The following is a 26,694-nucleotide window of genomic DNA, read 5'->3' as shown; positions in this document are numbered from 1 at the left end:
TTATACTTAAATTGTAAAAATCAATCAAGGGAGTGCATTTGTCATGAGCAAAAGACTTGTCACTTACTTCTCTGCCAGCGGCATCACCGCGAAAGTTGCCGAAAATCTGGCTGATGCTATCGGTGCAGACATTTTTGAGATTCAGCCGGAAGTTCCGTACACCAAGGCCGATCTGAACTGGATGGACAAGAAATCCCGCAGCACCATCGAAATGAGCGATCCTACCTCTCGCCCTGCCATCGCTGCCAAGCGTGATAACATGGACGAATACGACACCATCTTTGTCGGATTCCCCATCTGGTGGTATGTTGCTCCCACCATTATCAATACATTTCTGGAAAGCTATGATTTGAAAGGTAAAACAATCATTCCCTTTGCCACATCTGGCGGCAGCGACATGGGTAAGACCAATGAAAAACTTGCGCCGAGCTGCCCCGGTGCAAAGCTGCTACATGGTAAGGTGTTTAACTCATATTCCAGCAAAGCCGACTTGTCTGCATGGGTGGAAGCCATCAGCCTCTAATAGACACATTCCTGCGGAATGAAATACTCGCCTGGTCGAGAAGATTATATCAATCCTCTCACCCAGACGGGTATTCTTTTTCTTATGCAACTTCTTCCATCCAATTATGCGCCATACTTTTCCAACGCTCTCCGAATCACATCCTCACAGTTGAACTCTATTTTCATCGTTTGGTCGTCATACAGATAAACCATGCTGACAAAAGCATCCACACATTCTTTTGTCAGCCCGCCAATGTACGTTTTCTCGCTGGCCTGCTTTGTCAGAGCGCGAATTTCTTCATCCAGTTCATCGGCACACTCCTGTTCCTCCTTTTCTGTTCGTATGCTATCCTGCAATGCAGCCAGTTTTTCCGAAAGAGCTTTTTTCTTTTCTATGTACGCATCCCGCAGCAGTACACCGTCCGCATACGATTCGTACAGTTTGATTTGCTCTACCCGAATGGCTTCTGCTTGCTTTTCCAAGCCCTCAATGTCCACGCAGCGCACCGTGATAGACTGCTTTTCCTGCATTCCCTGATTCACCACATCCAGCGCATAGAACACAGTTTTTATCGCACGAGCCACTTTTGCGTTCACCGAATATTCTCTGTAATAGCCGCCGTAGCATTTAGAGAACTTTCCGGCTGACCGTTTATAGCCGCAATAGAAAACCATTTCCCCATATTGCCTTTCGTGGCGAAGCTGCCGTTTGCAGTTTCCGCAGCAAATCTTCCCTTTTAACGCGAAATCATCACCCACCTTATATTGAATTGGAGTTACGTTACGGATTGCTTTCTGTGCCTGATAGTATTCATCTTTTGTCACGATGGCCGCATGAGCGTTTTCTGCGATGATCCACTTATCCTCCGGGAGCGTCCGAACAGAGGTAGTATTCACATCAATTTTCTTTCTTCTCCCCATAACCAACGCACCAGTGTATTCATACCGTCTAAGGATTCTCCACACGATTGCCGCGTTCCATAACATTTCACTGTCCGGGGCAATAATAGGATTGCTACCCATCAGCAGATTCTTTCGTTTCGCATACAATCCCGGCGTAGGAAGATTTAATTCGTTCATGCCATAGGCAATCTGCGTTGTATTGCGGCCGGACAATGCTAATTCAAATACTTTTTTCACGCAGGGTGCTGCCTCCGGGTCAATCTCCCACCGCTGCCCACCTTTCTTGTTCCACACATATCCAAAAGGGACATTCGTGCAGGTGGCTTTCCCGTTCTTCCAGTTCGTTTCCAGAGCAGCCCGAATTTTTTTCGCAATATCCCGGCTATACATATTATTCACCAGATTGCTGACCGCCACTTCGATTCCCGGTGTTCCGTTGTTCAGTTTCATGCTGTCAAAGGAATTATTCACAGCAATAAACCGAACTCCCATCAACGGAAAAATCTGTTCAATGTAATCGCCAACACCGATATAGTCACGACCAAGGCGGGATAAATCCTTTACCATAATGACTTTTATATCGCCCTGCTTCAAATCCACGATCATTTTCTGAAAAGCCGGACGATTAAAATTTGTTCCAGTATAGCCATCATCTACATATTCTACAATCTCGCCAAACAAATCTTCCTGCTTCCCAATGTAATCGTGGAGCAGCATCCGTTGGTTCTCAATGCTGTTACTTTCATCCTTGCTGCCCTTTTTCAAATCTCCGTCTGCCAATGATAAGCGGAGATAGATTGCAATTTTATCATTCATTCTGAACCTCCGACATGATTGCAAGCACTTCCTGATAGGGGTCGCTACACTTAAATTCGACCTCCACAGAATTGTCCATTCCTACATAGATTCTCTTGATAAGTTCATGCACCAGTTCTTCATCAAATTCATTTTGATTCAGAATCCCGCGCATCCGCTCCATCTGCGCATCGCAGATTTTGATTCTTTTTTCCAGTTCCAATGCACGTTGACGCTGCTTTTGCAGTTCATGTTCCAACCGCTGCTTTTCTGCTATGTAGTGTTCCTTTAGCTGACTGTATTCATCTTCGTCCAGAATTTCAGCTTTATAGTCCTCATATAAGCGCAACCGCCGTTCTTCAGCTTCCTGAATCCGAAACAGGATAGAGTTTTCTTTCATTTTGATGGAACGAGCCGAATCCAGATTGCTGCCGCGCATCATGTCTTTTACCAGCTTTTCTTCTTCACACATGGTAGACACCAGATGATGAATCTGATCCATCGCCACCATCATCAGCATTTTCTCCGGCACCGCATGATAGGCACAGGGAGTCGTGTTCTTCTTTCTTTTGCAAATGAACACTCCATAGTGCGTTTCCTTCACCGTACCATGCACACGCCGTTCAAACGTCATGTTGCGTCTGCAGCAGCCACAGTAACCCATTCCCGATAGATGGTTATAACACTTCTCTCTGGTTGCTTTGGAACGAGCCATCGCCCTTTCCCGTTTTTCCTTATTCTGCTCCCGCCGTGCCTGCACTTTTTCAAAATCCGATTTCAGAATGATTGCTTCATGAGCGTTTTCAACAATATGCCATTCTTTCTTTTCCACTGGATGGAGGCCAATCCCTTTGTATGATGCAGTTTGCGTTTTCCCAGATACCAGTTCTCCAATATAAGCACTGCTGTTTAAAATACGAAGAACCGTACTGGGGTGCCATTTATTATAGGTAGGGTCATCTCCCTCATGTAATTTGCGATTCAGCCGTTCGTTCGGCCTTGCTACTTCTAAAAATTCCAACCTGCGGGCAATTTCGTTTGTACTCACTCCTGCAAGATACCATTGATAGATCAGTTTGACCCACTTCGCATCCTCAGTCGCTTCAAGCTTATTTCCCTGTTGGTTCAACTGATAGCCATACGGTGTACACCACGATGTAGGGATTCCTTTCTCGCGGCGCATCTGGTAACTAAGGCTGATTTTCTTTGAAATGTCCTTCGCGTACAAGCTGTTTACCATGTTCTTGATGGGAACCGCAAGGCTATCCACATCCGACTGCCGGATGTTGTCAAAATCATCGTTGATGGCGATAAAACGAACATGGAGCATCGGGAAAATAGTTTCCAGATAGCTTCCCGTTTCGATATAGTCACGACCAAATCGAGATAAGTCCTTCACTACGATGCACTGAATTTTGCCTGTCCGTACATCCTGCATCATACGCTCAAATTCTGGTCGGTCAAAACGTGTTCCCGTAAAACCGTTGTCTGCATAGGTATCGGTCAGCGTCAGTTCCGGGTTTTCCCTGATATAATTATGAATTTGCAAAATCTGTGTGTGCAGGGAATCTTCTGTTTCATGCCCGCCGTTCTCAACTGACAGCCGCGCATACGCTGCCGTGCGCAGAAGTTCTTTTTCGTTTTGCTGTACGGCCTCCTGCACAGCAGCCTGCGGCATCATATTCTTTCTACTCTTTCTTGCCATTACAATCTTCCTCTCCTTTGTTCAGCCATTCTTCCGGGAAGAATCTCTTCCACTCACTTTCTTGTAGGATCACTTCTACCTGTTCAAAATCTACAATCCATACATGGTCAAGCCATTCTTTAAGATGCGTGCGCTCCAACGTTTCAGGAATTGAAATCGCTCGGAACTTCATCAACCAGGGATTCCCATGGCTAAATGCTTTTTCTATGTCATTAACAGCCAGCATTACTTTTTTAAAAGCCGCTTCCTGCTTCTGGACCGCCACCTGATACTGATGTTCATACTCCTCTACCTGTTCTAGTGAAATTGATCCCTGCTCGTATTCCCGATAAACTGCTGTTCGTTCATCGTCCTTGGCCATCAAGTACGTAACAATCTCATTTGCTCTTTTTCTGTACTGCAACAGTCCAGCATCCATGCACTGCTTGACTTTCTCAGGATTCAAGTCCAGCACCCTATCAATATGCGCAGCTTGCATTTTTTCTTTTTCCAAAGCTGAAAGAATCTCTCGAAAGATTTTCTCGCTTTCGATGAAAGGGGCTTTTCCAGAGAAGCATCTATACCCCTTGTCAAACGAATAGATTTGCTGGCTTTCATCTTCTGATGTTCTGCACAGCAGACCTTTTCCACTTTCCTTGTCATAGATTTTTTTGAAGAGCAGATTTGGTTTTTTTCGGGCCTTTTTTCTCGAAGGCAACCTCGTAGATTCCAACTTTTTCTGAGCTTTCTGAAATTCCGTCTCTGAAACAATCGCCGGAACCTCCAATTCTCGCTTTGCCTTTGCCAGTGTCAGCGTACACTTTCCGATATAGAGTGGATTTTTCAAAATCGAGCGAATTGTTGAATCCGGCCACTTGATTTTTGCTCTTGATCTTTTTTTCTTTGCCATCTGGATTTGTGGAGATGGAACGCCCTGTGCATCCAATGCTCTTGCGATTTCCGGGATTTTCATATCTTCCAGATACATCTGAAAAATCAGCTTTACAACCTGTGCGCTCTCAGGATTAAGAACAAGGTTTCTGCGATCTTCCGACAGCGCATAACCATATTTAGCCTGTCGATGGGTCAATGTACCTTCTTCAAAGTGATTCTGGCGATTGGTAATAAATTCCGAACGAATCTTATCAATGGTCTTTCCATTGAAATACTCTGCAACTTCTTCGGCAGTTTTGTCTGCACTGCAAAAGTCATCTTCCACAACTGCAAATTGGATACCAAGCGGATAGAACGTCCTCTGCAGTGCTTCAATGGCAAACGGAAGGGTTCTTCCACAGCGGAAGATAGAATCCACAACAACTGCATCAAATTTCCGCGCCATCCCATCCTGTACCAATTTGTCAAAGCCCTCTGTGGCTTCTGCTGTTCTCTTTCGGTCACTGTATTTTTCGGATACGTTGCACCCAAGCTTTTTTAGATACCGTGCAATTCGCTCATTCTGCTCCGCAATCGTATTGGATGGATTTTCTTCTCCGATCCTGCTGGAAATCGACCTTGTATAACTGACCCATTTCATTTCTCTGCCACCTCATTTCCATGATGTGCTTGATATTCCATAAATTTTTCTGTGATACTGTGCAGTTCATCCTCGAAGCAGAAATGAATTTCAATCTCTGTTTTGCTATGAACATCTATGTGGTCAATCAGTTCCACCACGACCCTGCGTTCGAGCGTTTTGATATGTTCGTACTGCTTAAATTCTTCCAGCCAAGTGGGAAGCAGCGTATCGTGCTTTAACGCTTCCTGCTTCTTTTCGCGGATTTCCTGAATCTTATCCTGTGCCTCTTTTATCTTCTGCGCAAAGCGAGTATTCATTTCTCCGTACTCTTCCCGACTGACAACATCATCGCATAAGTCCTGATACAGACGGATTTTCAAATTACTGTACCGTTCTAATTCAGCTTCCAGTGCAGTGATCTGGCTGTCCAGAATCTTTATGCCAATCTGTTCGCCGCTTGCCAACTCTGCATTGGAGAGTACCTTTTCCGCTTCTACAAGAAGTGTCACTTGATGCCGAATCGCAGCCAGAACACTTTCCGTCAGCTTCTCACTGTTTATCATGTGCGGTGTGCAGCCGCCGCCATTCTTATAGGTAGAGCAGTGATAGTATTGATACTTCTTCCCGTTTTTCGTCACTGTGCGGCGAATCATATTCTGCCCGCAGTCTGCACAGCGCAGAAAACCTGATAATGGATAAACTGTTGTCTGCGATGGTGCGGTACGAGTGTCCAGTTCCAACAACTGCTGTACTTGCTGGAACTCGCCTTTGCTGATAATGGCATCATGCGCATCTTCCACCCGAATCCAGTTTTCACTTCCAACATCATGGCTCTTTTTTACTTTGTAATTGATTTTCCTGCGTTTGCCCTGAATCAATGTTCCCGTATAGGATTCATTTTTCAAAATACGATTGACGGAAACCACTGTCCACTTCTGATTCAGCCCAGCCTGAAAACCGCAGGTATAGTTGAATCCATTGGCTCTCTTATACTCGTTCGGCGGCAGGACCCCAAGTTCATTCAAGTGGCTGGCAATGCGCTGTGAACTCATTCCGTTCAATTTTGATTTGAATATTTCCTGCACAATGCCCGCAGCGTATTCATCTATAATCAGATGATTTTTGTCTTTGGGGTCTTTGCGATACCCATACCCTGCGAAACTGCCAATGAACTGACCTTCTTTTCGTTTCACATCCAAGTGACTGCGAACGCGCAGCGAAATATCCCGGCAGTAGGTGTCATTGATAAGATTATTGAACGGAATCAGAATACGGCCCTTATCATCGTTTTCCTCTGCACTGTCATAATGATCGTTGATGGCGATAAAGCGCACACCCATGAACGGAAAGATTCTTTCCAGATAACGGCCCGTTTCAATGTAGTTTCTGCCGAAGCGAGATAAATCCTTGACGATGATACAGTTGACGTTCCTTTTCTCAATGTCCTGCATCATCCGCTTAAAATCCGGGCGTTCAAAATTTGTGCCGCTGTAACCATCGTCCACATACTCATCGAACTTGTGCAATTCCGGGTGCTTACCCATGTAATCGTTCAGCAACGCTCTTTGATTTTTAATGCTGTTGCTCTCCTGCTGGTCGCCATCCGAACGCGACAATCGAAGATATGTGGCACAGTTGTATTTTTCATTTCCCTGAAAAAACATAAAAAGCCGATAACCTCCTAATCTATTTGTCGTTCAGACAATAAACCAAGAAATTATCGGCTTTATCAGCATATTCTGTTTTGACCCAAAGCCATTATCTCATATTTCGTGGTTCATGTCAACGCTTTAATGTGTTAAAGTGTAAATTTTCTTCTACTTTCTTCTTTTTTTATTTCCGATGTGTCCTTGCGCATTTTTTCAGCGTGTCCTCTAATCGGTTCTCTCCCGCAAAGCTGATCTTCACTACCATGCCCTTGTCGAGATAGCAATAAGGGTTCTTGATCTGCGAAATGAAATCGACCATCCGCTCCCGCTGCGACAAGTCTTTTCTAATTTCCACTTCGTTGATGTCTACCAGTTCCTTGCGGTTCACATTACGGAGATCGGTCTGTGCCATCTGGCGCAGGCTTTCCATGGTGTGATAGGTTCGTGCAGTTGTTTCGGTCATTCACTCATTCCTTTCTGTTTTTGGGGTGGTGTGTCAGCCTCTTTCACTTATAGAATTGGAGAAAGGCCATTTCGCAAGGTATTTCAAAAAATTTTTTGTCTTTTTTCAAAAACACCTTGCGAACCACGCTCTGCCCGATTCTAAAGATAGAAGAACCCGAAAAATGCGTAAGGCAACGGCTTCACCGTAAGTAGGGCAAGATTCGCCTGGAGTAACTCAAAATTCACTTTCGTGATTTTTCGTTACCGGCAATCTTGATGGGGATTCCGCTTCCCCATTCCCTCGGTACGCACAAAATCTCTGATTTTGGCTATTTGGCTTCCACTAAAGTGGTCGCAGCCGACCGCCTACGGCTTGTCGGGATTTGCTTCGCAAATAAATTTGAAGGGAGTTTCTATCTATGGGCAGAAGAAAAAAGTGCGAGCAGATAAAAAGAACAAATAACGTAATGGTACGTTTTACGGATGCCGAGTACGCTTCTATTTCCATTTCTGCTGAACAGGCAGGCTATCCGGTTGCCGTTTATGTCAGGAAGAGTGCGCTGGACGAACGCATCGAAGTCCACTACAACATCACTGCAGAACTTCCCGAACTTCAAAAACTGATTGCTGAGTATTCTGCCATCGGCAACAACCTAAATCAGATTGCCCAATACTTCCACTCTGGCGGTTTCTATTCCAAGTCAATGCAGGACGAGATCAACCGCCATCTCACTGCATTATGGCAGCTTCGGCAGGAAGCAATCAAATTAGGGGGAACCTATCATGGCCGTGTTAAAACACATCGCAATAAAAAACGCTGATTACAGTGCGGCAGTCTGCTATTTGAAATATCAGCATGATGAACGACACTTAAAACCGCTCCTTGATGAAAACGGGAGCATGATGCTCCGCAGCGAATTTCACATGAATGGAGTAAACTGCAATCCCGACACCTTTGATCTTGAGTGCGAAATGCTCAATGACCAGTATCGAAAAAACTACCGATACGACGAAGTCAAGTCCCATCACTATATCATCAGTTTTGATCCGCGCGATAAAGGCGAACACCATCTTACTGGCGAGAAAGCACAAACCCTGGGACTTGAATTTGTGAAGAATCATCTTCCCGGCCATCAAGCATTGGTTTGTACTCACACGGATGGACATAATGGCAGTGGCAACATCCATGTTCATATCATAATCAACAGCTTACGGAAACTGGACATAGAGCCACAGTCATACACCACACGCAGCATTGACTGCAAAGCAGGATACAAACATCACCTGACAAAAGATTATCTAAAATACTTACAGCAAGAACTTATGAATCTATGCCAGCGTGAAAATCTGTATCAGGTCGATCTTCTCTCTCCGGCTCAACATAAAATCACTGAAGCTGAATACTGGTTGCAAAAGCGAGGGCAGAAAGAGCTGGAAGATATAAACGAACAGATCATTGCTGATGGCATGAATCCAATGGAAACAACATTTCAGACTCGTAAGCAGTTTGTTCGGAATGCCGTTTCAGAGATTTCTTCCTCCGCAATTTCGTTTGAAGATTTTCAAAGCCAGTTATTTGAAAAGTATAAGATTCATGTGAAAGAAAATCGGGGAAGATATAGCTATCTGCATCCAGAGCGAGAGAAGTACATTTCTGGTCGCTCTTTAGGCACAAATTTTGATAAAGATTATCTGCTCAAACTTTTTGAAGCAAATGCACTTGCTGTTGAGCAAGAACAGAAGCATCGACAGCCCATGCATGATTACCATACAGACCCGATTGCCATTCTCTTCATTCGCTCTGATTTGCGTCTTGTTGTGGACTTGCAGAATTGCATCAAGGCTCAGCAAAGTAGGGCTTATGCTCAAAAAGTTAAAATTTCCAATCTTCAGCAGATGGCAAAGACCGTAGCTTACATTCAGGAAAACGGATTTGACACCAGAGAAAATTTACAGTCAACCTACGATAGCATCACCTCACAGATGCACAATGCACGGCAAAAGGCAAAGGACACTGAAGCACAAATCAAATCTGTAAACGAGCAGATTCACTATCTGGGTCAGTACCTTTCCACAAAATCCACCTACAATGAATTTTTGAAAGCTTGCTTCAAAGGAAAATTCCGCAAGGATCATGCCGATGAAATTGAGAAGCATGAAAAAGCCGTCCAGATTCTGAAAGCACAAAATCCAGACGACTCACTTCCGAAGATGAAAGATTTGAAGCTTGAAAAAGAACGGTTGCTTGCCTTGAAAGCGGCTCAGTACGACACCTATACCTATTATAAAGATTATCAGAAAGAATTACGAACAGCCTGCGCCAATGTTGACAACATCTTGGGGCAGCACCACATTCGAGATCACACTCAGCGAACAGAACAGACCCTTTAAGCAAAAAAGAGCCACCATACGCTACCCTTTTGTTGGGTAAGCCTATGGTGGCTCTTGCACTATTTTCAGCCTTTAAGCGTCCCTGTATTTCAAGAAACCATTTTGTAATTCCACAAAGCGATCCTGAAATATTTCTTCCAACGCCTGTTTGCAGGGAACCCTCTGCATCCGGGCAACAACAGATCACTTCCTGTTCCGTTCCATATCAGCCGACTGCTCTTGGCTACTCTTTTGCTTTTCCCGTGCCATCCGCCTGATTCGCAATTTATCAAGAACGGATTCCCGTCCGTTGATTATGCGGGGCTTAGGGAGATTGTTGGCACAGCCATCAATCATATTGTAGTTTTGTTCCGTAGTTGATTCTACGGCCCGAACATATTCCCCGTTCTCATAGAACTTCTGATAATGTTCCATCTGGTGTAGTGACGGCTTCTGGTTCATCGGCTTTTCCATCAGCGGTGGATGCAGATAATCCAGAATCTTTTTTCTGGCATCCTCATCCAACCCTTTTCGGATTTCAGTGGAAACCAGTTTTCCAGAAGCATCTACAATCACGTTCGGTGCTTTTTCCTTATAGACTTCATGCTGCATCAGAAAAAAGTGCTGGCTTTCTACTACGCATTCTTCGGTTGCCATCCACGTTCCAGCACATCCATCTATAAAAAGATTTTTCGTGTCAAGTGTAACCAGAATGCCAGAACTACTACTGCGGATAAAGCCAGCAACCACAACAAGGGAGTCCTTATCCACAAAATACGCCGTGATTTCTCCCTGTTGGTTTATGACAATCACATCACCGACACCAAATGGACGGCCACGGAAATTCTTCGGTCGATGCTCTTCCAACCGTTTCCGAATCATCTCTGGTGTGTCCGATGTAAACAACTTGGTAAAATACGCCTGCTGATAATTTTGTACGATCACCTGAAAATGATGTTCCGTCAAATACTGATATGAACGTGACCGATACGCAGCAAGTTCTGCACTTTCTTTCAGCTGATAGACCGCATACTGATTGATATTCATTTTGCCACCACATCCTGAAGATACGGTTTAAGGTCAAGTCTGGAAAATTCCATGTCCGAAATAGAGCGTATCTTTTTCATGGTCGATGCTACCAGCGAAAAAACTTCAACATCGTCCTCGACAAACGGAACAACTTCCTCGATATATCTCATGGTTTCCGTCCGTGTCGGCTGCTCAAACATTGCCATAACCATCATCTCATCTGCATTAAACTTCACCTTGCTCACAGTTCCATTTCTCCTTTCTTCTTTGCCTTCTTCGGTTTTTCCTGTTCCTGATTGGACTGCTGTTCCTGCGCCTTTTTGCGGTTCTTCAACGCTTCACGAACAGACTGCCGGGTGCTGGGGCGTTCCTCTAACTCCTTGCTTGCCTGCCGCTTTTCCAAAAGCGTTTTCATATTCGAAATTGCTTTCTGCACCAGCGGACTTTCCCGGTAATGCTGGATATGGTTGACGATTTCTGCCTGCACTTCTCCACCTACCATCAGGTCAAACATTCCCGAATAGATGCTTCCATCCTCAAGGGAAAAGCCAATGCTCTTGATTCCGTTCATCCGCTCTGCCGGAATCTTATCGTAGACTTCCAATGCCTGCTCCAAGGTCAGATTGTCATGGAACTCACCCATCACTGGGAACTCTGCACACTCTGCCACATAAAAGCTGATGCTTGCTTCTGGCGCAGGCTTCTCTGCCGCCAGCTTTTCTTTCATCGCTTCTGCCCGCTGTGTTTCTGCACGGTAGGACTGTTCCTGAAGATATTCAGCGCTAATCACACCGCACTCAGAAACGCTGTGTCCGTGTTCTGCCAGAACTTCTTCCATCACTTCCTGCACGGGTCTGTACTCGTCTGTTTCAACAATGCCACCGTCCATTACTGTGAAGTCCTTACTATATAAGGTATAGTCGTAGCCGTCCTCGCTGGTCTGGATGTGAAAATAGCCATCGTTGATCTCATAGGCTACCGCCACATCCTGCACTTTCAATGCTTCTGCCACCAATGCAACAACATGATTCTGGATGTACGGATTATCCCAGCCCGGAACTTTCTTGTAGTCCTCCACAATCGTGTCGATACCGTTCTTGCACTGCACAATGTCCAGACTGCCCGGAAGTGGCTCAGGCGTTTTCTCTACGCCAAGGGCTTTTAGATGAAAATTCGGAACCTGTTGATAGCAGGACATTGCATCATCGAGATCCCCGAACTTCTCAATTTGCATCGGATTGGTCTGCAAATCTGTCACAACATAGAACTGCTGCACAAAAGGCTTTTCCGGCTCCCTCTGCTGTTCAGCCTCAAGTTCTTTGCGGTACATCTCCACAAATCCGTTCAGCACAGCCGGGTGACTGCGCACGATCCAGTCAGGACGAATGTTGTTACCGCGTTCTCCTTTACAGGTGGTCTCTGCCCATTCCTTATTGCTGTGCGAATACCGTCCGTCGTGATTGTTATAATTCAGCGTATACGCCAGAATATAGCCCATACGCTCCATGCCGAACTGTTCAATGACGGATTTCGTAGCATCGTCTGCAAGGTGCATTCCATCGAAATTGTCTGCAATCGCTTCTTCAATGGCATTTCTGCAATCTTCATTGAGCTGTCTGGAAATGCGGTACAAATCCACCTCGCCATTCTCTGCTGCATAGGCAAAAGATTCGTAATAAACCGGAACATCCGAATTATCCGTGCGGCTTTCCTCTGCCACAGGCACAGCCTGTTCTTCTTTTTGTGAAGTCGGATTCTTTTCTGCAAAATACTCCTTTACGGCATCCTGAAAGTCCTCATCAAAGCCGTTCCACAAATCTTCTGCCACCAGTTTTCCCTGCTCATTGACCGCAACGCAGGCAGCTTCATCCCCGTATTCCTCATGCTCCAGCAGGAAGAACTTCTCGCCACCGACCTCCGTTTCATCAATCGCATACCATGTACCAACATGACCCTCAACTGCAATCTGGTCGGAGTCACCGTGTATTAAGCCATCCTTTTTATGCTCTTGTTCTTCCATAAACTCCCGTACAGTCAGCAATCCACCCGTGAAGTTCAGCCCTTCCTCGCCCAGTTCCAGCCGACCGCCTGCGCCAAGGTCAAGTTCTTCTGCCATCAGAACAGATGCCGCATGGTTTACGATCACTGTTTTCTCCACCAGAATCGGCTGCCCCGGATCATAGTCCGACCCGCGCAGGTCATAGCGGTACAATCCATCCGGCACATCCTCATCCCGCAGTCTGCTGTTGCTGAAAAGACCGGGCTTATCAAAGATTTCAATTTCCTGCAACTGTTCATCCAGAATCGTTTCTTTCTTCAAATCCATCTTTCTTTCCTTGAAAAAATCCGGCAACTCTGCAAAGCCGATGCTGTCCACATAGCAGGCTTTGATCGACTTGCCATCGTTCAGCACCACAACATCACTGACGGAAAGCGAATGCCCGGTAAAATCCGTTGGACGCTGGATATTGAAGCGTTCGTAAATGGCTTCAAGTGTATCTTTTTCCGTAAGAGGCTCGGTATAGACCAGCTCATAGTCTGCACGGTTCACTTCCATCCCATGCCGTTTTACAAAGTCCAGATTCATAAAGCGATAGTCGTGTTCCGGGTCACGGACAGTGATCTGGTAGATGCCAAACTGCTTTTCACTGCCGGAAAGCAGCTTCTGCTCCTTGACCAACGCATCCAGCCGGGTTATCAGCTCTGCCGCCTTTTCTGCGGACTCTCCCTCTGCTTCCTCCACTGCAACTTGCAGCCATTCCCGGATCGGCTGAATATCCCCAGCCTGAATCTGTTCTTTCAGTGCTTCAACTGCCTGTTCCCGATCCTCCACGCTATCTTTATAGTGGTAGAAATCGAAGTCAAAGGCGAAATTATCAAGGTCTGCCGCCAGCTTTTCAACGGGTGTTTTTTCGCTGTTTTCCATTGCTTTCTGCTTGTCCTTTTCCAAATCTTCCTGGGCAATCTGGAAATAGTCACTTCCCCGCTCGATTTCTTCACGCCCTGTGACAAGAACCGGCCATGGACTAACACGGATAAGATAAATCTGCTTGCCCTCATCAAACAGGCGCAGAGCCTGCTCCCGGCTTATCAGCGTCAGTGCAGCGTCCGGGCGGGCATACTCATCTTCCAGATACTCTTCGTTCTTTTCCAGCAAAATTGCACTCCATGCGTCTGCCTTGATTCCGAAAATGCCATCATGCTGTTCGATCTCTTCCTGACTGGCGAAATCTCCTGCCGTGCCATCCTGAAACAGCGGGTAAATCCGTTCGCCCAGCCGATGCCACTCCCGTGCGCCTTCCTTTGTCAGCGGCAGAACATCATCTTTCAGATACCCATATTCGTGCATTTCCGAAAGACCGATCATGCCATCCGGCAGATTTTCGATCTTCTCCTCTGCTTCCCACATCAGGCGATTGATTTCTTCCGTGTTTTCAGCCGCAACTGCAGCTGCCAGATTGTTGGCAAGTTCTTCCGTTGCCGCCCGGTCATCCAGCTTGTAAGCAAAGTTTACAATGAGATTTCGCTGGCTGTTGTCAAAAACGGTTTTGTCCCGTTCCTTGTCCGCAATCAGCTTTTCAGCATATTCCATCGCCGTCATGCGCTCCACACTCCTTTCTGCCACCGCCGTTTCCAGTTTTTCAAGAAAATCAGCAGCGGTCAATCGAATCGTATCCATCGAATCTTTCAATTCTTTCAGTTCCTTGCCGCTTGCCCAGCTTGCTACATACGGGAACGAGTAGTCCGAAGTATCAATGCCAAGTGCCGAGCAAACCGTAAATGCAATGCTTTCCGCTTCTGTTTCTTTGGTAAGCTGGTCTTTTTCCTCGCCGCGCTGTTTCATCTGGTCGCTGTCATGCAGCATGGCATGAGCAACCTCATGGATCATCGTCTTAATGGTCTGGCTCTCACCCATATCGGCACGAACACAGATTTCTTTGTCCATGTGGCTGTAATAACCTTTTGCGTTGCCCTCGATCTCTCCAAAACGAATTGGCACAGGAGATACCTGTTCGATTGCCTCTTTCAGCAGGGTATAATCCTTGACACGGGCAGTCAGTTCATTCACTTCCAGCGTAGGCAGCGGTTCTCCGTCTGTCTGGGCATAATCGAAAACCGTTGTTACCCGGAACCGGGGAATCACCCTCTCCACCACTTCGATTTCCGGCTCCCCGCTCTCATTCAGCACCGTAAGCCCGGTGTCCTTGTCGATTTTCTCCCTCTCTTCCCGTTCCTTTACCGGGGCAGGCGCGATGATCTGGATGCCCTTTTCACCCTTTTTCACATAGCGGTTAAACTTATTTTTCCAGGCATTGTACCCAGCCACCAACGTAGCATCTGGACGCTGCATTGCGATCAGCAGCGTATTATTGAAGCTGTAATTGTGGAATTTCGACATTGTAAGCAGGTACTTCGTATACATTTCCGAAGTAAAAATGTCCTTTACGCCCTGTTCCAACCGTTCCGTGATTTCTTTGAGCTGGTCTGCCCGCTTATCTGCCATTCATGCCCTCCTTTACAAAATCTGCCCCATCAGATTCCCTTTCGGAGATCTGACGGGGCATTCTCAGTTATAGTTCCATATCGTGACTTTTCTTTTTCTGCGGTTTCGGCTCTGCCATGCGTTCTGCCTGCTTTTCGTGAAGCTGTGCAAGGATCGACGGACGTTTTACGCTGTCTGCACTCCGCTCAATCTCACGTTTCGGCGCAGGAAGTTCGCTATCCGTTACTTCCTCATCCATGCCAAGAGCCGCATCATCCCCCTTTTCGTCCATATCCAGCAGGGCATTCAATTCTGCAAGCCGTGCAGATTTTTCGTTTAATTCCGTCTCCTGCGGGAACGGACGCTGCACTTCTTCCTTTGCTTCTGCCAACTGCTGCTGTAAGGTTTCCAATCTGCGCTCCACCTGCGGCAGTGTCTTTTCGATAGATGCCAGCGCATTGAGAATACGCTGGATATTGCCAGCCGGATCACTGCCAAGTTCAATCGTATAACTGCTCTGCCGCTTGATGGTCAGCTTGAATGTCTGGGCGAACGCATCAAACCGGGAACTGATTGCAAACCCTCCCAAATCTGCGATTTGCCCCTCTGTCTTAGCGATCTTCATTGCGGCACAGGCTGCAAGAATTGCCGAGCCTGCTTCCTTGCGGTCGGTATAAACCCTGTCCTCCACCGTGATGGAGAACTGCTCCTTGTCCTGTTCCAGCAACGGCTTTGCCACTGCAAGGTCAGCTTTCAGACCTGCTATACGCTCTTTCGCTGCCGTGATTTCTGCCGGATACCGCCGTGCAATATCCGATTCTAGGCTGTAAATCTGGCTGGTGTGGTTGGCCCGCATCAGCTTCAGCTTGCTGACCTGAATATCCAAATCCATCTTTTCCTTGATGTAGGGATTTCCCGTTGCCAATGCTTTGATTTCTGCATAGGTCAGCGCGGTATCGTCCACATCATCGCAGGCACGAACAGGAGATTTCGAGGTCATGATCTGCGAGATGAACTTCTGTTTATTTTCCAGAATTTGCCACATATACGAATCGAACGTATTCTCTGTGACGTAACGGAAAATCTTCACTTTCTGGTTGCGGTTTCCCTGACGAAGAATGCGTCCTTCCTGCTGTTCCAGATCAGAGGGCTTCCAAGGGCAGTCCAGATGATGCAGGGCGATCAGTCTGTCCTGAATGTTTGTACCAGCACCAAGTTTCGGGGTCGAACCAAGCAGGATACGCACCTGACCGGAGCGCACCTTTGCAAACAGTTCTGTCTTTTTGGTTTCGGTATTTGCCTCATGGATAAAAGCAATCTCCTCACGGGGGATTCCCTTTGCCACCAGTTTTTCCCGGACATCATCGTACACATTGAATGTTCCGTCTGCTTTCGGGGTCGATAAGTCGCAGAAAATCAACTGGGTGGATTTGTCGGGCGTGGATTCTTCCCATACCTGATAGGCATTCTCCACGCAGAGGTTGACCTTACTTTCCGGCTCATCCGGCAGCAGGTCATTGATAAGCCGCTGATCCAAGGCCAGTTTTCTGCCGTCGTTCGTGATTTTGAGCATATTATCGGTTCTCGGATCGACATTTCCGTTCCTCACACGCTCTGCACGGTCGGCAAAGCTGCTCACCATTTCCTGCTGCGTTTCACTGGGTTTCAGCACCTCATTGATGTACTCTGCTTCTGGCACAGGCAGATTCAGCATATCTGCCGTCTGTACGTCTGCGGACTCCTTGAACAGTGAAATCAATTCAGGGAGATTGAAAAAACGGGCGAACCGCGTCTTTGCACGGTAGCCCGTTCCCTCTGGGGACAATTCGATTGCCGTTACGGTTTCGCCAAACGAAGCCGCCCAGCTATCGAAATGTCCGAGATGAAGTTTCTGCAAGGTGTCATACTGCAAGTAGCGCATAATGGTATACAGCTCTACCATGCTGTTCGATACAGGCGTACCTGTTGCAAAGGTCACACCCTTGCCGCCAGTGATTTCATCGAGATACTGACATTTTGCAAACATATCCGAGGACTTCTGTGCATCGGTCTGAGCAATACCAGCGATGTTCCGCATTTTTGTGTAGAGGAACATATTTTTATAAAAATGGCTCTCGTCCACAAACAGGCGGTCAACACCAAGCTGCTCAAATGTAACTACATCATCCTTGCGGCTCTGGTCGTTCAGCTTCTGAAGTTTTGCCTGCAAGGTTTTCTTTGTTTTCTCCATCTGCTTGACCGTGAAACTCTTGCCATCGTCCTCTGCCTTTGCTTCTGCAATCGCAAAGGTAATGTCCTGAATCTGCCGCTCGATCATGGATTTCTGCCGTTCCGGGGAAAGCGGAATCCGCTCAAACTGCGAATGCCCGATAATGATAGCATCATAATCGCCCGTGGCAATCCGGGAACAGAACTTCTTTCGGTTGGATGGCTCGAAATCCTTTTTCGTTGCCACCAGCACATTGGCATTCGGATACAGCCGCAGGAAGTCTGCACCCCACTGTTCCGTCAGATGGTTCGGCACAACATAAAGATTCTTCTGCGCCAGACCCAGACGGCGGCTTTCCATGCCGGCAGCGATCATCTGGAAGGTCTTGCCAGCACCCACACAATGCGCCAGCAGCGTATTATTGCCATACAGGATATGCGCCACTGCATTTTTCTGGTGCGGCATCAGGCTGATTTCCGGGGTCATGCCCACGAACTTGATGTGACTGCCATCGTATTCACGGGGACGAATCGCATTGAACCGCTCATTGTAGACCTTGCAAAGTTCCTCTCTGCGGTCTAAATCCTTGAAAATCCACTGCTTGAACGCATCCCGAATCGCTTCCTGTGCCTGCTGCGCCAGCATGGTTTCTTTTTTGTTCAGCACTCTCCTTTCTTTTCCATCCTCATAGATGGTATCGTAAATTTTGGTATCCCGGAGATTCAGCGCATCTTCCAGCAGTCGATAGCCGTTGACCCGCATTGTGCCATAGGTGTTCGTCACACGGGGATTACTCCGGTCAAGTGACTTTCCGCTGATGTTCCATGCGCCGCTGATTTCCGAATAGGTTGCCTTGATGGAACTTCCGATATAGTAACTCGGCGTTTTGAACACCCGCTCCATGAAGTCCGTAATGTACTCTGCCTTGATCCAGTTTGCACCAAGCCGCACTTCAATCTCCGAAGCATTCAAATCTTTCGGCTGTACCCGCTTGAGATACTCGACATTGACCTGATACTCCAGGTGGTTTGCGGCAAAGGTTTCTGCCGTTGCCAGCTTTTCCCGGACGTTGCCGGACAGATATTCGTCCGCCGTCACCCACACCTGTGTGACAGGATTTCGGAAGATAACACCTGCCAGTTCTTCGGTCACTTCCTGCTCTGTCTTTCCGCAAAGTTCTGCCATAAACGGCACATCGACCTTTGCTTTTTCTCCAATGGAGAGTGCCAGGGCTTCACTCGGAGTATCCACAGAGGTGACGGGTTCCGGCTTGCGAATAGTGCGTTTCGTGAAAATATCTGCCAGCCGCTTGAGGTTTTTATCCTCGTCCAGAATCTCAAGAGATGCCAGCAGACAATAGCTGCTATCCTGCCGGAATGCCCGTTTGTTGGCGGTGCTGTTGATCAGACCATACTGCGCTGTGAACCGCTTATACTGGTCTTTCAGCTTTCCTTGCAGCAGTTTCACTTCGGCATCCGTACCATCGTGCAACTGGCAGTCCAGCAATTTCTGTGTAGTTTCCCGCAGGGCAATCATCCCCAGCACACGCTCTGCCGTGACCGCAGGCAGGTCAACCTTGTTCATATAGGAGTTTTCACGGTAATAGACCTGTCCGTCCACATTGGTGTAACTGAAATTCTTCACGTTTGGGTCTGCCGGAAGTGGTTCTGCGTTCTGTTCAAGTTCATCGTCCGTGATTTCCGGCTCAGTGATTTCCGCATGGATGTTCTCAACGGCTGCTTTCAACTGTTGTGCAAGGTCTGCGCCCTCGATGGGCTTGACCGTGGTTTCCTGTTTGCCGTACTGTGTACTTTCAGTCGTGATCTCACCCAGCACCATTTCAGGATGCTGCGCAAAATACTGGTTGATGGGGTATCCCTCCGGCGTTGTGCCAAGGTCTACCCACTCTGCCCGCTCCACTGCCGCCCGGTCACGCTTTTGCAGGAACAAAATGTCAGCTACAACACTTGTGTTCGCATTGCGCTGGAACGCATTGTTTGGCAGGCGAATTGCACCGACCAGATCGGCACGGTTGGCAAGATACTCTCGGACAGAGGAATCCTTTTTATCCATCGTACCGCTGGAAGTGACTACCGCCACCACGCCGCCCGGACGAACAAGGTCAAGACTTTTTGCAATAAAGTAATCATGGATGAGGAAGTTGTGGCGGTCATACCGCTTATCCGGCACTTTTTAATTGCCGAACGGCACATTACCCACCACACAAACAAAGAAACTGTCCGGGAACTGCATTGTTTCAAAGCCCTGCACCGCAATTTTGTTTTTCTGGTACAACTTCTGAGCAATGCGGCCCGAAATGCTGTCCAGCTCCACACCGTACATCCGAATCTTCTCCATGCTGTCCGGCACCAGACCCATGAAATTGCCGACACCGCAGGACGGTTCCAGCACATTGCCTTTGGACAATCCCATATTGCCCAGGGTCTCGTACATCGCCTTGATAACCGCAGGAGAAGTGTAAAATGCGTTCAGGGTACTGGCACGGGCTTCCTTATACTCATCTGCCGTAAGCAGAGATTCCAGTTCAGCATATTCCTTTGACCAGTCCGCATTGTTTTCATCGAACACCTGCGGAATGCCGCCCCAGCCCACATACCGGGAAAGTATCTCCTGCTCTTCTGCGGTAGCCTGCCGCTGCTCTGCATCCAGCGTTTTCAGCAGCCGAATGGCTTCCACATTGGCTTTATACTTTGTTTTCGGCCCTCCTGCACCGAGATCATCGTCCGTAATACGGAAGTTCATAGGCTCCTGTTTGGGCTGTGCAGGCTGTTCTGTTTCGGCTCCACTGTCCAGTGGAAGGTTGTGCTGCCGCCGTGCATGGTTGACCTCTGTCGGAGTCATAGGCTGCTGGACCAGCGGTTCAAGGGCTTCCTCTGCTGCTGCACGGCTGATGGCATCCGTTCTGTTCTGCACATCTGCGATCAGCTGCATCTGTTCCGGCGGAAACTCAGGATTGAGCAAATCTTCCAACTCGCCGCCCGATTCTGCCACCGAATAGATCACATCCATCTGCTCCGGGGAAAAATCCTCGTAAGCCACACCTGCATTGTGCAGAGCCGTAAAGACCGTAATTTCCACCGCTTCTTCCATCGGCACATCTGCCTGTTCGTACAGATGCCGAATGTACTCCAGCGGTTCCGTTCGGAAAATCGGGTACCGGGCTTCTTTCGCAAGGGTCATGTCCTGCAAGCTGACCGTTCCCTGCTCAAAGTTGACCGAATCCACACGGAACTCCCGATCGTCCAGTTCGATGATGGTATTAACAGGCAGATATTCCTCTCTGCGGAAGTATTTCGTTTGGGCATGGGTTCCATCTTCCTGCTGGCCGGACAGATAGACGCTCTCCCCCTGTTTCCAGAGCTTCATTGCCTGCGAAACCCACTGTTCACGCGGAAAACCAGATACCTCCACCTTGCCGAGTGCGGTTTCCTTTTCCAACAGCTTGCTGCCAAGAAGTTCTGAAACGCGCTTTGCATCCTCGCCGTAGAACTCAAAGTTGCCGTACTGCTCATAGCCGACCAGAGCATCCGGGTAACGCTCTTTCAGCGCGTTATATTCGTTTACGGCATCCAGCGGCAGGGGCTGCAAGGTCGGCTCAACGGCCTTTTCTTCCGCTGCATACGGAACCATAATGCCGCGCACCCACTGCGGTGCGTCCTTGCTATCCTGATACAGTGCAACGGCATCCCGTCTGTCCGTAATAATGTCCTGATAGGTGCGCTGGAAAATATCTTCTACCAACCAGTCTTTGAAGTTTTCCCAGTTCTGGCTTGCTTCCAGATACAGCGGAGCAGTTTTCGCATTCTGCTCTAACAGCTCGTCAATCTTGTTCCGAAGTTCCTTTTCCGCTTCGTCTGCATCCACATCGCGGTCGCGGAGATACAGATAGATTTCACTCTGCTGCACCGCATCCAGCATGGAATACAGACATTCTTTGTAAACACAGCGACTATCTTTCAATGCAGATTCCTGCCCTGCCAGAAGATAATCATTCAGCGGATTCTTTGCCAGTTCTGCATCATACTGGTTCGGTCGAAGCACCCGCGCCGCCCATGCAGAACGCTCCATATCTTTCAGATAGATCAGAGAATCCGTAACACGTTCGATTTTATAAAGGCGGTCATCTTCCAGATAGAGATAATCCCCGACATTTCTGCTGTACTTTGCCGCCTGCTTCTGGGGTTCTTCAACCACTGCGGTGGTTGAATGCTCTTTCGATTCCTGTTCCTGCGCCCAAATATCGAAAAGTGATATTTGTCCTGTCTCAGAAACAGAAATCTCAACAGCCTTTTTCTTTTCCGGGAAGATCGTGTACGTTCCCTCAACATACTGGTGCAGTTCAGCAAGCGTCTTTGATTTTTCCGCATATTCCGGGGAATCCAGCGGCACGGAAAGAAGTGCTGCATCCATCTTTTCCAGAAGCTCTACCGCCTGTTCCGGATCAGCCAGCATGGTGGGCAGTTTTTTTCTGGCATCCTCATTCAGCAATTCCCGCTTAAATGGACGCTCTACTTCATCGGGCAGACGATGGTAGAAACCGATTACCCGATTTGCCATCTGCTCACGCTCGTAACTCGGCATCCGGCTGTAATCCGCAGGCTTCAGATACAAACTCTGGTCAATGAGCTTTGCAACTCGTTCAGCCGCCTGGTTCCAGTTCAGCTTTACCAGCGCATCCGGCTTTCCATAGATGCCCCGTGCCAGTTCAAGACCTCTGCCGTCATAGCTGGCATGGGAATTATCTGCACGGGAAAGTGCATGACTGCTGCCGCCCACACCGTATCGGTCTTTCAGAAATACCGCGCGTTCTGCTTTCTCTGTATGGGTAAGGAAGAAACTGTACGTTGCCAGCCTGCCATCCGAATACGGCCCGCCGCCTGCAAGGAAAGCATTGATCTCATCTTCCGTGATAAAGACTTCCTGCTCATTCCACTGAAAGCCCTCTCTTGCCTGATACGGCTGGAACGGGAGGGCAAACTTCTGAAACTGTTCGGATACTTTGTCCGGGCGATAGAACGGCATCCGCATCACGCTTTTATCTTCGGCGTAGGCTTCTGCCAGTCCCAAAAGACGTTCGTTCAGGTCAGCCAGAAATTCCGGCTGGTCAATCAACTTTGCAAGTCGTTCTGTAAGTTCCGGGTATCCGCCGGAGAAGATGGACGTATCGGCAAAGACCATCTCTGCCACGCCCTCTGCCATATCGCGTTCCATATAGCTTAGGGCTTCTGCGTGTTCATGCAGAGCATTGCCACGGGCTGCATCCAGGACAGACTTTGGTGCGTACTCTCCCTGCTGCAGAAGCTGATGGATTCTGCAGCTGACATCTTCCCAGGACAGAAATGCTTTGTTTTTGGGGTCGTTCCGAACCGTATCTCCAACGGCGATCTGCATACCCAACTCACCGAACCAGACTGCATATTTTGTGCCACCGATCTCAAAGCCCTTGCCGCCCTCGCCATACTCTTTTTTGACGAAAGCAGTATACTCTTCCGGGGTCTGTTCGGTCATAAAGTTATAGATAAGGCGGAGCTGGCTTTTGCTTCGATTGCTTCCCGTCCGCAGGATTTCATCCACAACTTCTGCCGGAATCGTGATCTCATCGGCATACTGGGCCTGCATCGGGGCTTCGATTGCCCGAATCTGCTGTTCCACGGTCGGCAGACTGGGCAGAGAAAAAGCAGAGGCAATTTCTTCCTCTGCTTCGCTCAAATCCTGTTCGGTTGTGTCAGCGGTTAGTTGTACACCAATTCCTTCAGCACGATCTCTTCCGCCATCGCGGTCAGATTGTTCTGATGTGCCGCCCATGCCATCTGTTCGGTTTCCTTGTTCGGAGCCGGATACTTCTCGTTCAGGCTCTCGATCAGTTCTTCCATCCGGTTCTCCGCCTGCTCGTCGATCTGCGCCAGATGCTGATTCAGCCTGCCGCTCATCAGCATACTCTGATACCAGTTCTTCTTGTTTTCCCTCAGATAAGTCCTGCGCAGCATCCCGTACTTCCCAATGCTCATCGGCTCGTCCTGTACGGTCAGGTTCGGAAACAGGTAGTCCCCCTTGCGGTGATAAGTCAGTTCCATACGGTTTTCCTCCTTCAGTGATGTTCGTTTCAGTTTCACGCTTTAATGCGCTAAAGTCCGTACTGGTATTATACAAGCTGTCGGCAGTTTTTGCAAGATGTTCTGTGACTTCTTTTCGGTAAATTTTCTGCATTTCCCGTCCGATGTCACGGAGAACCGCTTCACATTGTTCCGAAACAGCATTGCCCAGGAACGTCAAAACCGGAAGCTGGTTGAAATCCACAATACGGATAAAATCCTCATCTTCCAAAACTTCCAGCGGTTCCTGTTCGCAGCGTCGGGAAAGGGTATAGAAAATACTGTTGGTCATTAACTCCCGGAAACGGACACGGAGGTTATCTTCATCCAGTCCTTCCAGAAAAGTGTCTGCCACCTCATATTCCAGACCATCCATCGCTTCTTCCAGATTTTCAGCGGTCAACTGCTGTGCCAGTTCCATCAGCGCAGCATTCATGCTGTCCGTCTGCGTCAGAGCATAAGTGTCTGCCAGATGGTCGAGGATCATCTGCTGGTGTTCCGAATCATCAATGCGCCAGAGGATCGGCGTTCTGCCGCCCTGCACCAGATGCGTGTCCGCAATGTCGAACACATAGCGCAGCTTTGCCCGTGGGCTGGCATCGTCCAAAAGCGCAATGCCTTTTGCGCCACGGTTTACCCAGCGGTTCATTTTCTTGTTCCAGACTTCCAGCTCTGCACAGGCGGTCGCATCAGGACGCTGGGCATGGATCAGCAGAGTATCTTTGAACGAATAGCGGTACAGCCGTGCCGCCACATCCAGATAGTTCATCCAGTCTTTCGGAGAATTGCTTACCCACCGTGCGTTCTGCTGGGCAAGTTCCCGAATATCGTTAAATTTCGCCAATCGTTCCCTCCTTACTTCTTAGCTGGTGTTTTCGGAAATTCAAGACTGTACTGCGCCCTGCCATTTTCTATTGCCATAACAAGGTCTGCGGCAAAGGTCTTGTCCTTTTTGGCAGAGTAGAAGTCTTTTGCATAGGTACGTCCTTTCTTCAAAAGGTCAGTTGCCATCTTCTTTGTGAGCGTCTTTTTCATGCCGGAAAGGTATTTACTTTCTTTCCAGAGGGCAAATTTACAGTCCCGGTCAGAGCAATAGAAATTCAGCTTGCCTTCACAGACGGGCTTTCCACATACCGGGCAGTTCCCGATAGATACCTTATTATAAATAGGTGATTCCTGTACGGTCGGAATTTGCCGGAGGTCTGCCAGCATTCGTTCCAGCAATCCACCGATGCCCTGCATGAAGTCGGCGGGCTTTGTTTCGCCCCGTTCCATCCGCAGCAGTTCATTTTCCCACTCAGCGGTCATGCTTGCCGATTTCAGGTAATCCGGGATATTTGCGATTGCCGTAACCCCCTCTGCACTGGGAAGAATCTGCTTGCCTTTGCATTCCACATAGCCGGAAGATACCAGCTTTTCCAGAATCGCTGCACGGGTCGCAGGTGTTCCCAGTCCTTTCTTTTCCGTGTCTTTTTCAAACTCCTTGTTGCCTGCGCTTTCCATTGCAGAAAGCAGGGTGTCTTCGGTAAATGCTTTCGGCGGAGATGTAAAGCCCTGCTTTTTCTCCGCGCTCACCACAGGAATCACCTCGCCCTGTTCTAGCTTCTTGGGGAATGCCATATCCTTGCTTTTTTCCTGTTCTGCAAACGGAACAGGCATTGCGGTATGTCCCGCCTGCAAGACATTTTTGTATTTTGCAGTGAATTTCCTGTCCTGACAGCATACTGTTACCAGAACATCTTCATAGATGTATGGCGGCTGTACTGCCTGTTGCATCTTCCAGACGATGAGAGCAAAGACCTTTTCCTTATCCCCGGACAGGCTGTTTGACCCACGCTTGCAGCTTTCCAGTGTCGGCAGAATCGCATGGTGGTCAGTGACCTTTTTGTTATTGACCACCTGCTTTACTCCATCTGCTTCGCCGCCATAGTGTTTGAGCAAATCTGCCATGGTCTGCTGCATATCTTCCGTGATGTACTGGCTGTCCGTTCGCGGGTATGTCACCAGCTTTTCTTCGTACAATTCCTGTACGATCTTCAAAGTCTGACTGGCGGTAAAACCATAATAGCGGTTAGCTTCTCGCTGCAAGGTCGTTAAGTCATACAGCTTCGACGCAGACTGTTCTTTCCGTTTGCGCTCGATGCTGCCAACTACGGCACACTGTCCATCACAAGCTGCCTGCATGGTATCCGCATCCTGCTCCTGTGCCATCCGTTCCGATTCTGCCACGATGCCATTTCCTGTGATTTCTACTTTGTAATACGGCTCTTTTACAAAGTTCTGGATTTTGTTCTGCCGTTCCGTCAGCATTGCCAGTGTCGGAGTCTGCACCCGTCCAATGGTCTGCCGCCTGCCGTATTTCTTGGTAAAAGCCCGTGTGCCATTCATACCAATCAGCCAGTCTGCCTTTGCCCTGCACTCCGAAGCGGCAAACAGGTTGTCATACTCTGCGCCATCCTTTAAGGAATCAAAGCCCTGCTGGATAGCGGAATCTTCCATGCTGCTAATCCACAGCCGTTTGACCGGGAGTTTGCTGCCTGCCAGCCCGTACACGCGGCGAAAGATTGCTTCGCCCTCACGCCCTGCGTCGCAGGCATTTACCACATAATCAAAATCTTTGCTTCGGAGGAGCTTTCGCAGGATATTGAAATGCGCTTTCTTATCTTCCAAAACCAACAATTTCCATTCTTCCGGGAGAATCGGAAGATCATCAAACCGCCAGCTTTTATAGCGTTCATCGTAATACTCCGGGGCTGCATACTCTGCCAGATGCCCTAGACACCAGCTCACCACGCAATCCCCACCCTCCAGATACCCGTCCTCATGTTTGTATGCACCGATCACTTTCGAGATGGAACGTGCCACACTCGGCTTTTCTGCTATCACAAGATATTTCATGTATCCTCCTGCTTGTTTGAAAAAAGCAGGGACAGTCCGAATCAGACCATCCCTGCACCACTAGATTATACGGTTTTTCTATTATTCTTCGGTTTCT

Annotated in this window: 12 protein-coding genes and 2 pseudogenes; 3 read left to right on the top strand and 11 right to left on the bottom strand. The window is 48.2% G+C overall.

Annotated elements, in window-relative coordinates; all coding sequences use genetic code 11:
* The first annotated feature begins 43 nt into the window (after positions 1-43).
* The gene (locus FN001_RS04650; RefSeq protein ID WP_142410984.1) at positions 44-523 is read left to right on the top strand and encodes a flavodoxin; all 480 of its coding nucleotides are present in this window, start codon (positions 44-46) and stop codon (positions 521-523) included.
* A 104-nt stretch (positions 524-627) separates the two neighbouring features.
* On the opposite strand, the gene FN001_RS04645 is transcribed toward FN001_RS04650, so the two are convergent.
* The 5 genes from FN001_RS04645 to FN001_RS04625 form a co-directional block, all read right to left on the bottom strand.
* On the bottom strand, positions 628-2,223 hold the full coding sequence (locus FN001_RS04645; protein ID WP_142410983.1) for a recombinase family protein: 1,596 nt from the start codon (positions 2,221-2,223) through the stop codon (positions 628-630).
* Complete coding sequence (locus FN001_RS04640; protein ID WP_142410982.1) at positions 2,216-3,907, bottom strand: recombinase family protein; 1,692 nt, start codon at positions 3,905-3,907, stop codon at positions 2,216-2,218. The genes FN001_RS04645 and FN001_RS04640 overlap by 8 nt, the downstream gene beginning before the upstream one ends.
* Positions 3,891-5,420 carry a recombinase family protein gene (locus FN001_RS04635; protein WP_142410981.1) on the bottom strand — a complete coding sequence of 510 codons (1,530 nt, stop codon included), beginning with the start codon at positions 5,418-5,420 and terminating at the stop codon, positions 3,891-3,893. Before FN001_RS04635 ends, FN001_RS04640 begins: the two co-directional genes overlap by 17 nt.
* Positions 5,417-7,066, bottom strand: coding sequence for a recombinase family protein (locus tag FN001_RS04630; RefSeq protein ID WP_142410980.1), 1,650 nt, complete (start codon positions 7,064-7,066; stop codon positions 5,417-5,419). Before FN001_RS04630 ends, FN001_RS04635 begins: the two co-directional genes overlap by 4 nt.
* 169 nt (positions 7,067-7,235) lie before the next feature.
* Positions 7,236-7,514: a DUF6870 family protein gene (locus FN001_RS04625; RefSeq protein WP_243121931.1), complete on the bottom strand. Its 279-nt coding sequence runs from the start codon at positions 7,512-7,514 to the stop codon at positions 7,236-7,238.
* Positions 7,515-7,914: 400 nt separating this feature from the next.
* Here FN001_RS04625 and FN001_RS04620 point away from each other — a divergent pair, with 400 nt between their 5' ends.
* Both FN001_RS04620 and FN001_RS04615 read left to right on the top strand, forming a co-directional pair.
* On the top strand, positions 7,915-8,316 hold the full coding sequence (locus tag FN001_RS04620; protein WP_119250909.1) for a plasmid mobilization protein: 402 nt from the start codon (positions 7,915-7,917) through the stop codon (positions 8,314-8,316).
* Complete coding sequence (locus tag FN001_RS04615; RefSeq protein WP_142410979.1) at positions 8,279-9,886, top strand: relaxase/mobilization nuclease domain-containing protein; 1,608 nt, start codon at positions 8,279-8,281, stop codon at positions 9,884-9,886. Before FN001_RS04620 ends, FN001_RS04615 begins: the two co-directional genes overlap by 38 nt.
* A 183-nt stretch (positions 9,887-10,069) precedes the next feature.
* Here the strand turns inward: FN001_RS04615 and FN001_RS04610 are convergent, their stop codons facing one another.
* From FN001_RS04610 to FN001_RS04590, 6 genes and pseudogenes are all read right to left on the bottom strand, one after another.
* Entirely contained in the window at positions 10,070-10,912 is an 843-nt protein-coding gene (locus tag FN001_RS04610; RefSeq protein WP_142410978.1) for a YodL domain-containing protein, read from the bottom strand.
* Positions 10,909-11,139, bottom strand: coding sequence for a transposon-transfer assisting family protein (locus FN001_RS04605; protein ID WP_142410977.1), 231 nt, complete (start codon positions 11,137-11,139; stop codon positions 10,909-10,911). Before FN001_RS04605 ends, FN001_RS04610 begins: the two co-directional genes overlap by 4 nt.
* Positions 11,136-15,398: a DUF3849 domain-containing protein gene (locus tag FN001_RS04600; protein WP_142410976.1), complete on the bottom strand. Its 4,263-nt coding sequence runs from the start codon at positions 15,396-15,398 to the stop codon at positions 11,136-11,138. Before FN001_RS04600 ends, FN001_RS04605 begins: the two co-directional genes overlap by 4 nt.
* A 67-nt stretch (positions 15,399-15,465) precedes the next feature.
* Positions 15,466-20,361: pseudogene (locus FN001_RS18680) on the bottom strand (DEAD/DEAH box helicase family protein); the annotation flags it as partial.
* A 537-nt stretch (positions 20,362-20,898) separates the two neighbouring features.
* Positions 20,899-21,237 (bottom strand): annotated as a pseudogene (locus tag FN001_RS18675) (MutS N-terminal domain-containing protein); the annotation flags it as partial.
* 3,317 nt (positions 21,238-24,554) lie between these two features.
* Positions 24,555-26,597: a type IA DNA topoisomerase gene (locus tag FN001_RS04590; RefSeq protein WP_142410975.1), complete on the bottom strand. Its 2,043-nt coding sequence runs from the start codon at positions 26,595-26,597 to the stop codon at positions 24,555-24,557.
* Positions 26,598-26,694: the final 97 nt, after the last annotated feature.

It is taken from the genome of Clostridium sp. Marseille-P7770 (assembly GCF_902143525.1).
Lineage (GTDB): Bacteria > Bacillota > Clostridia > Lachnospirales > Lachnospiraceae > Pilosibacter.
Note: the sequence above shows the minus strand (reverse complement) of the source record. Positions and strands in the feature narration are given on the sequence as shown.